This is a genomic window from Amycolatopsis sp. SID8362, from assembly GCF_010550475.1.
In the GTDB taxonomy this organism is placed as follows: Bacteria; Actinomycetota; Actinomycetes; order Mycobacteriales; family Pseudonocardiaceae; genus Amycolatopsis; species Amycolatopsis eburnea.
Genome location: NZ_JAAGNB010000910.1, coordinates 1 through 8,941, shown reverse-complemented (window position 1 = coordinate 8,941; position 8,941 = coordinate 1). Strand labels below are relative to the sequence as shown.

The following is an 8,941-nucleotide window of genomic DNA, read 5'->3' as shown; positions in this document are numbered from 1 at the left end:
GTCTGCGGGCGCGCGTGCACCGCCGCGGCCGCCCACGCACGGGCGCTCGCGGACATCCCGGCCGCGCACGCCGAAGCCGGTGAAGTCCTCGCCCTGGCGGAAAGCCTGCGCCGCCCGCCCCGGCTGTACCGCCTGGCGGACCTGGCGATCGAGTACCAGCTGGCCCGCCCGAGCCCGGCGCGGGAAGCCCTCGCTGCGGTCCTGGTCCCGCTGGCGGAGCACCCGCACCTGATCGACGCCCTGCGCGTGTTCGTGACTTCGGGCTACAACCGCGGCGAAGCGGCGACGGCGTTGAACGTCCACCGTAACACGCTCACCTACCGGCTCGGACGCGTCCAGCTGATCACCGGCTACGACGCGACGCGACCCGAGGACGCCCGCCACCTGGCCGCCGCGATGACGGCGTACGACATCTCCCGGCAGGATTTTTCGGGATAACGCTTGCGTCGCGGTTCGCCGGATCCGTTGCGGATCCCGCCGGCCGCCCGATTCCAGGGGGCGGACACGGAAGAAGGTGATGGCCGTGAACGCGACCAGAATCGCCGTGGCCGCCCTGGTGCTGCTGGGCGCGGCCGCGTGCGGGATCCCCGTGACGGGCGTGCCGGTGCCGGTCACCGTGGTCCCGCAGGCGCCGGTGACCAGCACCGCGACGGTCGCGGTGCCCGCGCCGGTGTACGTCCAGCCGCCGGTGTCCGAAGCGGGCGTGGTGATCGCCTACTACGACGCGATCAACCGCCGTGATTTCGCCACCGCGTGGTCCCTCGGCGGCAGCCGCATCGCGGGCGCCGGCGGATTCGCCAAGTACGCCAACGGTTTCGCGGCGACGGCGTGGGACACACTGACGGTCACCGACGTCCGCGGCAGCACGGTGTACGTGGTGCTGTCGGCGGCCCAGACCGACGGCACCACCCGCACGTTCTCCGGCACGTACACCGTTTCCGGCGGCGTCATCGCCGGCAGCCACATGACCAGGACGGGATGAGGATCGCCATGCGTACACTTCGGACAGTCGCGGCGCTCTCCGCCGCGCTCGCACTGGCATCGTGCGGCTTGCCGCGCACGATCGCCGGGAACGCTTCCCAGGCCCCGGTTTCGACCGCGACGGTGATGGCGCCGCAGACCGTCTACGTGCCACCCCCGCAGACGGTGACCGCGGCCCCGGCGGGCGTCGCCGCGTCGAGCCAGTGGTACGCCCAGCCGGGCTGGATCACCGCCCAGCCGTGGATCGCGATCACCCCGGCGGCGGGGCAGACGCCGTGCCAGTGGCTGCACGCGCGGGGATACAGCTACGCGCAGGCTTACGCGGCGTGGGCCCAGAACGGCTACCCGCCCAGCTGGTCGGCGACCAATGATGGTTATCCGTGCCAGAAGTCGTACGGGATGCAGCACTGAGCGGCTATCGTCCGCTCGTGCGAATCGGTCACGACCAACGTCCGTTGCTGTTCCTCGACATCGACGGAACCCTGCTGCCGTTCGGCGCCGCGGGGGATTCCCACCTGGACCGGCTCGATCCGGGAACGGGACCTCGGCTGGCCGCGCTGCCCTGCACCCTCGTCTGGGCCACGACCTGGGAAAACGAAGCGAACACCGAGCTGGCACCCCGGCTCGGTCTCTCGCCGCTACCGGTCGTGCGTTGGCCGGACCCCTCCGCCGAGCACGAGCACGAAGACCGGTGGTTCGGCCTGCACTGGAAGACCCGGTCCCTGGTGGCGTGGGCGGCCGGACGACCGTTCATCTGGGTCGACGACGAGCTGACCGACGCCGACCGCGAGTGGGTGGCCACGCACCACCACGGCCGCGCGCTGCTCCACCGCGTCGCGCCGTCCCGCGGGCTCCTCGCCGAGGACATCCCGGTCCTCGACCGCTGGCTGCGAACGCCCTGAACGCGGGGAAGCCGGAAAAGAAACCGGGCCGGGAGCTGTCCGCTCCCGGCCCGGTCACCACCTAGGTCAAACTCGAACAAGGTCTCGCATCAGGATCCTTCGCCCCGTTGGGCACCCAGCGCACGTTCGCGAACGACGCCTGGAACGGCGCGTCGGTGTACACCAGGAACGGCGTGTTGATGTGCTCGAAGTCCAGCCCGTTGTTGAAGCAGGACAACGGGATCTTGACCGTCGTCTTCGGGCCGCCCGCCAGGTCGGTGAACAGCTTCGTCGCGTTCACCTCCGAGAAGCACGGGTAGACGCAGTGCATGCTGATCACCGTCCGGTTGACCGGCGCCTGCTGCACGGTCGTGTCGAACTCCAGCGCCCCGTCCGCGTTCAGGTAGCTGCGCAGGTCGTTCGTGCCCGCCGTGTTCTGCATGTAGAGCTGGGCCGCTCCGGTACCCGTCCAGGTCGCCTTCAGGCCGTCGCCCTGCACGTTGACGTCCGTCGGGACCGTGTTGATCTCCGGGTGCGAAGCCGTGCCGTCCGGGCCGATCACGGTGCCGCCCCAGTTCGAAGCGGAGCCGATCTGGCTGGTGTACGGCGGCACGTCGGTGCGGTCGTAGATCGACAGGTCCTCGGTCGCCGTCCCGCCGCCGCCGGTGCTGCCGCAGGCCGCCGGGCCCGGGGTCTCGTCCAGTTGGCCGATCGTGACGCGCTGGCCGCTCTTCAGGCCGTAGCCCAGCTTGAACAGCGGGTCGTAGTCCGGCGACCACGGGTTGAGCGGCGACTGGCACGCGCTCTTCGGCCACGAGTACGACAGCGTGCCCTGGTAGCCCGTGCCGTCCTTGCCCTTGACCAGCATGTCCGCGACGCCGCCGCCCTCGGTGCCGGGCAGCCAGGCCGCCACGAACGCGTCGGAGCGGTTGATCTCCTTGTTCATGTACAGCGGGCGGCCGCCGACGTACACGGTGACGACCGGGGTGCCCTTGCCGCTGACCTTGTCCAGCACGGCCAGGTCCTCGGGGTAGAGCTTCGACGCCTCGAGCGTCTTGCGGGTCAGGTCGCCCACGCCCTCGGCGTACGGCGTCTCACCGATGACGGCGATGACCGCGTCGTAGCCCTTCGGGTCCACGGTGCCGGTGGCGTCGAAGGTGACGTTCGCGTCGCCGAGGTCCTGCTTGATGCCGGACAGGATCGAGGTGGCGTTCGGGAAGTCGGCGTTGGTGTTGCCGGTGCCCTGCCAGCTCAGCGTCCAGCCGCCGGTCTGGTTCTGGATGCTGTCGGCGCTCTTGCCGACCACCAGCACCTTCGACGTCGGCTTCAGCGGCAGCACGTTGCCGTTGTTCTTCAGCAGCGTCTGCGACGCGCGCGCCGCGTCACGGGCCAGCCAGTTGTCCTTCAGCGCCTCGTCGGAGTTCGCGTAGGAGCGGTCGGACGGCTTCTGCGACTCGAACAGGCCGTCGCGGAGCTTGACGCGCAGGATGCGCGTGACGGCGTCGTCGATGCGCGCCATCGGGATCTGGCCGCTCTGCACCTGGGCGATCGTGTTGGTGATGAACGCCTTCCAGTCGGCCGGCACCATCACGATGTCGATGCCGGCGTTGATCGCCTGCGGGCACGAGGAGTTCGTGCAGCCGGTGACCTGGCCGATGCCGTTCCAGTCGGACACGACCAGGCCGTCGAAGCCCATCTTGCCCTTGAGGATCTGGTTCAGCGCCTTGTCGCTGCCGTGCAGCTTGCCCTCGTTGATGCCGAGGTCGGCGTTGGTCCAGCTGTTGAACGACACCATCACGGTCTGGGTGCCGGCGGCGAGCGCGCCGTAGTAGCCCTGGCCGTGGATGTTGATCATGTCGGCCTCGGACGAGGGGTTGACGCCCTGGTCCTGGCCCTTGAGCGTGCCGCCGTCGCCGATGAAGTGCTTGGCGGTGGCGATCACGCCGTTGTAGCCGATGCGCTTGGTGGCGCCGTCCTGCAGGCCGTCGATGGCCTCGAAGCCGTAGGAGCGCGTGATGCGCGGGTCCTCGGAGAAGCCTTCGTAGGTGCGGCCCCAGCGGTCGTCCTGCACGACGGCGAGGGTGGGCGAGAAGGCCCAGTCCTGGCCGGTGGCGCGGATCTGCCGCGCGGTGGCGCCGGCGACGTCACGCACCAGGCACGGGTCGTGCGCGGCGCCGAGGCCGATGTTGTGCGGGAAGAGGGTGGCGCCGTAGATGTTGTTGTTGCCGTGCACGGCGTCGATGCCCCAGATGACGGGGATCTTGGTGCGGCTGGTCTTGGAGGCGTTCCAGTAGGCGTCGGCGAGGTTCAGCCAGTCCTGCTGGGTGGCGTGCTTGTTGCCGCCGGGCCACGCGCCGCCGCCGTTGAGGACGGAGCCGATGGCGTACTGCTTGACCTCGTCGGGGGTGATCGAGGTGATCTCGGGCTGCGTCATCTGCCCGACCTTCTCCTCGAGCGTCATGCCCGCGAGGATCTTGGCGATGCGCGCCTCGTCGTCGGCCTTGCCCTTGAACCGGCTGTCGACCTTCGGCCAGTCCGCGAGGGTGGGCAGGCTCTTCTCGATCTTGGCGCACCCGTTCGCGTCCTTGGCGGGTTGCCCGATGACGGGCTGTGCCGGTGCGTCGGCTTGGGCCGGCGTCGCTTGGGCGATCCCGCCCAGCAGACTCAGGCTCATCAAGGTGACGAGCGAACTTCGGCGCGCACGGACCCACGCGCGGGATCTTCTGGCCATGGTCTGGTCCATTCTGCGATGAACGGCGGACCGGCCGATCCTCACCGGGCGGACGACCGGCGTCAATAGGTTTCGGGGTAGTTATTTCTCGACATAAAATAAGAGTCGGGCGGTGCCGGGATCACATTTAGTCGGTGTGGGGGTGAAGTACAAGGGTGCTGGCGGGCAAGGGTTCTGCCCGTTCGTCACGGGTGCCGGAGCCTGTCTGATGACCCGGCGGCTCAGCCCAGCACCGACCCCGGCAACTCCTCGAAGATCAACCACGTCCGCGTCGACCGCACCCCCTCCAGTGCCTGCAGCCGCTCCAGCACCACGTCCCGCAACGTCTGGTTGTCCGGCGTCCGCACCAGCAGCAGGATGTCGAAGTCCCCGCCCACCAAAGCCACATGGTCGACATACGGAATCTCATGCAGGTCCGTAGCCATCGTCCGCCAAGACGTCTGCTCGACCGTCACCATGATGTACGCCGACGTCCCCAACCCGGCACGCCGTGGGTCGATGCGGGCGCCGAAGCCCGTGATCACGCCCTCTGCCAGCAGGCGCTCCAACCGCGCGTAGGCGTTCGTGCGCGAAATGTGCAGGCGCTCGGCCAGGGCGCGGACCGCCAGGCGGCCGTCCGCGGACAGCTCCGCCAGCATCGCGCGGTCGATCTCGTCCAGGGGCGGAGCCGTTCGTCCGGGCGGGCCGCCGAGAGTCACGCTCGAAAAAGACGTTTGGTCGCCGGACGACCTCTCTGAAGACTGTTTGTCGCTCATTTCGCCGAACCCTTGAACACAACACCGTCGAGAACCACCATTTCAGCATCATATGTCTGCGAGAGGTGGTGTCCGTGGAAGCCTTGCTGCCGTCCGCGTCGCCGGTGCGGTTCGTCGCCGAGGACGGGACGCCCGTCGACCGGCACCACGGGTACGCCGAGCCGGCGGAAGACCGGCTCAAAGTGGCCTACCGGCTGATGGTGCTGGGCCGCCGGTTCGACGTGCAGGCGACCGCGCTCACCAAGCAGGGCCGGCTCGCCGTCTACCCCTCCAGTGCCGGCCAGGAGGCCTGCCAGGTCGCCGCCGCGCTGACGCTGCAGGACCACGACTGGCTCTTCCCCACCTACCGGGACTCCGTCGCTCTCGTCGCGCGCGGGCTCAAGCCCGGCGAAGTCCTGACGCTGCTTCGCGGCGACGCGCACTGCGGGTACGACCCGGCCGAGACGCGCGTGGCGCCGCAGTGCACCCCGCTCGCGACGCAGACCCTGCACGCCGCCGGGCTCGCGCACGCCATGCAGCGCCGGGGTGAGGACGCCGTCGCGCTCGCGCTCATCGGGGACGGCGCCACCAGCGAGGGCGACTTCCACGAGGCGCTCAACTTCGCCGCCGTCTTCAAGGCGCCCGCGGTGTTCTTCGTGCAGAACAACCGCTACGCCATCTCCGTCCCCTTCGAGAAGCAGAGCGCCGCGGAAGCGCTGGCGTACAAGGGCGTCGGCTACGGCATGCGCGCGGAGCAGGTCGACGGCAACGACCTCGTCGCGGTCCTCGCCGTCCTCGACGACGCCGTGAAGCACGCGCGCGAAGGCCGCGGTCCCGTGCTCGTCGAGGCGCACACCTACCGCATCGATGCCCACACCAACGCCGACGACGCCACCCGCTACCGCGACGCCGACGAAGTCGCGAAGTGGCGCGAAGCGGACCCGCTCAAGCGGCTCGAGGCCTACCTGGGCGACGCGCTGAGCGAGCACGACATCGAGCTTTGCCACGCCGAAGCCGAGGAGTTCGCCCAGACCGTCCGCGACACCCTGAACGCCGAGCCCGAGCTGGACCCGATGTCCCTGTTCGACCACGTCTACGCCGAGCCGACCCGCCAGCTCGAAGCCCAGCGGGCCGCCCTGCGAGCCGAGCTGGAGGCCTGATGACGACCACGATGGCGCAGGCGCTCAACGCCGCCCTGCGCGACGCGCTCAAGGACGACGACCGCGTGCTCGTCTTCGGCGAGGACGTCGGCGCGCTCGGCGGCGTCTTCCGGGTCACCGACGGGATCACCGCCGACTTCGGCGAGAACCGCTGCTTCGACACGCCGCTGGCCGAGTCCGGCATCGTCGGGTTCGCGGTCGGGATGGCCATGGGCGGCTTCCGCCCGGTCGTCGAGATGCAGTTCGACGCCTTCGCCTACCCCGCGTTCGAGCAGATCACCTCGCACGTCGCGAAGCTGCGCAACCGCACCCGCGGCGCGCTTTCGCTGCCGATGGTCATCCGCATCCCCTACGCCGGCGGCATCGGCGGCGTCGAGCACCACTGCGACTCCAGCGAGGCCTACTACACGCACACGCCGGGCCTGCGCGTCGTCACGCCGGGCACCGCGCAGGACGCCTACGACCTGCTCCGCGACGCCATCGACTCGCCGGACCCGGTGGTCTTCCTCGAACCCAAGGCGCGCTACTGGTCCGGCGAAGACGTCACCTTCACGCGCACCGGACCGGCCATGGACAAGGCCGTCGTCCGCAGGACCGGCAAGGACGTCACGCTCATCGCGTACGGCCCGATGGTCGCGACCGCCATGGAAACCGCCGAGGCCGCGCAGGACGAAGGCTGGGACGTCGAGGTCGTGGACCTGCGGTCCCTGAGCCCGTTCGACGACGAGACCGTGACGGCGTCCGTGCGCCGCACCGGCCGCGCGGTGGTCGTGCACGAGGCCGCGGGCTTCGGCGGCTACGGCGCCGAGGTCGTCGCGCGCGTCACCGAGCAGTGCTTCCACCAGCTGCACGCGCCCGTGCTGCGGGTGACCGGGCTCGACATCCCGTACCCGGCGCCGAAGCTGGAGCGGCACACGCTGCCCGACGTCGACCGGATCCTCGACACCATCGCGCGGCTGCAGTGGAACGACACCCCGGTGGTGGCCGGTGCCTGACTTCCTGCTGCCGGACCTCGGCGAAGGCCTGACCGAGGCGGCGATCCTGGACTGGCGCGTGCAGGTCGGCGACACCGTGACCGTCGACCAGATCGTCGTCGAGGTCGAGACGGCGAAGGCCGCGGTCGAGGTGCCGGTGCCGTTCGCCGGCGTGGTGTCCGCGCTGCACGGCGCGCCGGGGCAGCTGCTGCCGGTCGGCGCGCCGCTGCTGAGCGTCGGCGGGTTCGCCGAGCCCGGGGTGACGACGTCGTCGGGCAGCGGCAACGTCCTCATCGGGTACGGCACCGCGCCGGCTACCCGCCGCAAGCGCGTGCGCCGTCCCGAAGCGCCCGAGCCGAAGGCCAAGGCGCCCGGCGTCATCTCGCCGTTCGTCCGGAAGCTGGCCGCGGACAACGGGATCGACCTCGCGAAGGTGACCGCCTCCGGTGCCGACGGGATCATCCGCCGCGCCGACGTCGAGGCGGCGCTGAAGAAGCCCGCCGTGACGGGCAAGGGGAAGCGGATCCCGTTGACCGGCGTGCGCAAGGCCGTCGCCGACAAGCTGACGGCGTCCCGGCGCGAGATCCCCGAGGCCACGGTCTGGGTGGACGTCGACGCGACCGGGCTGGTCGCCGCCCGCGCGGCGCTGAACGCCAAGACGGACCGGCCGGTCAGCCTGCTCGGGCTGATCGCGCGGTTCGCCGTCGCGGGGCTGAAGAAGTACCCGGAGCTGAACTCGCGCGTCGAGGGCGACGAGATCGTCCTGCTCGACGAGATCCACCTCGGGTTCGCCGCGCAGACCGACCGCGGGCTGGTCGTGCCGGTGGTGCGGGACGCCGGCGCGCTGTCGACCCGGGACCTCTCGGCCGCGATCGGCGACCGCGCCCGCACCGCGCGGGACGGCAAGCTGGCGCCCGCGGACCTCACCGGCGGCACGTTCACCGTCAACAACTACGGCGTCTTCGGCGTCGACGGCTCGGCCGCGATCATCAACCACCCCGAGGCCGCGATCCTCGGCATCGGCCGGATCATCGACCGGCCGTGGGTCGTCGACGGCGCGCTGGCGGCGCGGAAGGTCTGCGAGCTGACGCTGGCGTTCGACCACCGCGTCTGCGACGGCGGCACGGCGGGCGGGTTCCTGCGGTTCGTCGCCGACTGCGTGGAGTCACCCGTCACCGCCCTCGGTGATTTGTAGACGCACCGGCGGCGTTGGCCGGTGGTGACGGTGCTGGCACTTAAAGTGTGCGCGTGACGACTCCAGCGCAGCACGACCGCGACCTCGCGGAAGGGCGCGTGGCTCAGCTCAAGCAGGACCTGCGCGCCGGGCTGGCGACCCCGCCCGGCGACGCCGAGGCGATGGACGGGCTGGTCGCGAGCGCGCACCGGCTGCTCGACGCCGAGCTGGCGTTCGAGGAGGCCGAGCACCGGCTCGCCAACGCCAAGCTCGAGGCCCGGCACGCGGCGACGCAGCGCGCGGTCG

Annotated in this window: 9 protein-coding genes and 1 pseudogene; 8 read left to right on the top strand and 2 right to left on the bottom strand. The window is 70.6% G+C overall.

What is annotated here, in order from left to right; genetic code table 11:
• From G3I65_RS28290 to G3I65_RS28275, 4 genes are all read left to right on the top strand, one after another.
• On the top strand, positions 1-438 hold a 438-nt coding region (locus G3I65_RS28290), incomplete at its 5' end, for a CdaR family transcriptional regulator (RefSeq protein ID WP_160698805.1).
• 79 nt (positions 439-517) lie between these two features.
• Entirely contained in the window at positions 518-982 is a 465-nt protein-coding gene (locus tag G3I65_RS28285; protein WP_160698804.1) for a hypothetical protein, read from the top strand.
• Positions 983-990: 8 nt separating this feature from the next.
• Entirely contained in the window at positions 991-1,392 is a 402-nt protein-coding gene (locus G3I65_RS28280) for a hypothetical protein (protein WP_160698803.1), read from the top strand.
• A gap of 17 nt (positions 1,393-1,409) precedes the next feature.
• The gene (locus G3I65_RS28275; protein WP_309235761.1) at positions 1,410-1,883 is read left to right on the top strand and encodes an HAD domain-containing protein; all 474 of its coding nucleotides are present in this window, start codon (positions 1,410-1,412) and stop codon (positions 1,881-1,883) included.
• Positions 1,884-1,944: 61 nt separating this feature from the next.
• On the opposite strand, the gene G3I65_RS28270 is transcribed toward G3I65_RS28275, so the two are convergent.
• Positions 1,945-4,536, bottom strand: coding sequence for an exo 1,3/1,4-beta-D-glucan glucohydrolase (locus G3I65_RS28270; protein WP_160698802.1), 2,592 nt, complete (start codon positions 4,534-4,536; stop codon positions 1,945-1,947).
• A gap of 278 nt (positions 4,537-4,814) precedes the next feature.
• Positions 4,815-5,291 (bottom strand): Lrp/AsnC family transcriptional regulator, encoded by a 477-nt coding sequence (locus G3I65_RS28265; RefSeq protein WP_163046769.1) that lies wholly within the window; start codon positions 5,289-5,291, stop codon positions 4,815-4,817.
• A 125-nt stretch (positions 5,292-5,416) separates the two neighbouring features.
• Here G3I65_RS28265 and pdhA point away from each other — a divergent pair, with 125 nt between their 5' ends.
• The 4 genes and pseudogenes from pdhA to G3I65_RS28245 all read left to right on the top strand — a co-directional run.
• Positions 5,417-6,487 carry a pyruvate dehydrogenase (acetyl-transferring) E1 component subunit alpha gene (pdhA, locus tag G3I65_RS28260; RefSeq protein ID WP_163046768.1) on the top strand — a complete coding sequence of 357 codons (1,071 nt, stop codon included), beginning with the start codon at positions 5,417-5,419 and terminating at the stop codon, positions 6,485-6,487.
• Positions 6,487-7,482 carry an alpha-ketoacid dehydrogenase subunit beta gene (locus G3I65_RS28255; RefSeq protein ID WP_160698799.1) on the top strand — a complete coding sequence of 332 codons (996 nt, stop codon included), beginning with the start codon at positions 6,487-6,489 and terminating at the stop codon, positions 7,480-7,482. Before pdhA ends, G3I65_RS28255 begins: the two co-directional genes overlap by 1 nt.
• Positions 7,475-8,656 (top strand): dihydrolipoamide acetyltransferase family protein, encoded by a 1,182-nt coding sequence (locus G3I65_RS28250; RefSeq protein WP_160698798.1) that lies wholly within the window; start codon positions 7,475-7,477, stop codon positions 8,654-8,656. Before G3I65_RS28255 ends, G3I65_RS28250 begins: the two co-directional genes overlap by 8 nt.
• Before the next feature lie 53 nt (positions 8,657-8,709).
• Positions 8,710-8,941, top strand: a pseudogene (locus G3I65_RS28245) (hypothetical protein); the annotation flags it as partial.

Excerpts from the sequence above, each read along its gene's own strand:
- G3I65_RS28285 (WP_160698804.1), top strand. The coding sequence starts at position 518 with ATGGCCGTGAACGCGACCAGAATCGCCGTGGCCGCCCTGGTGCTGCTG.
- G3I65_RS28280 (WP_160698803.1), top strand. The coding sequence starts at position 991 with ATGCGTACACTTCGGACAGTCGCGGCGCTCTCCGCCGCGCTCGCACTG.
- G3I65_RS28270 (WP_160698802.1), bottom strand. The coding sequence starts at position 4,536 with ATGAGCCTGAGTCTGCTGGGCGGGATCGCCCAAGCGACGCCGGCCCAA.
- G3I65_RS28255 (WP_160698799.1), top strand. The coding sequence starts at position 6,487 with ATGACGACCACGATGGCGCAGGCGCTCAACGCCGCCCTGCGCGACGCG.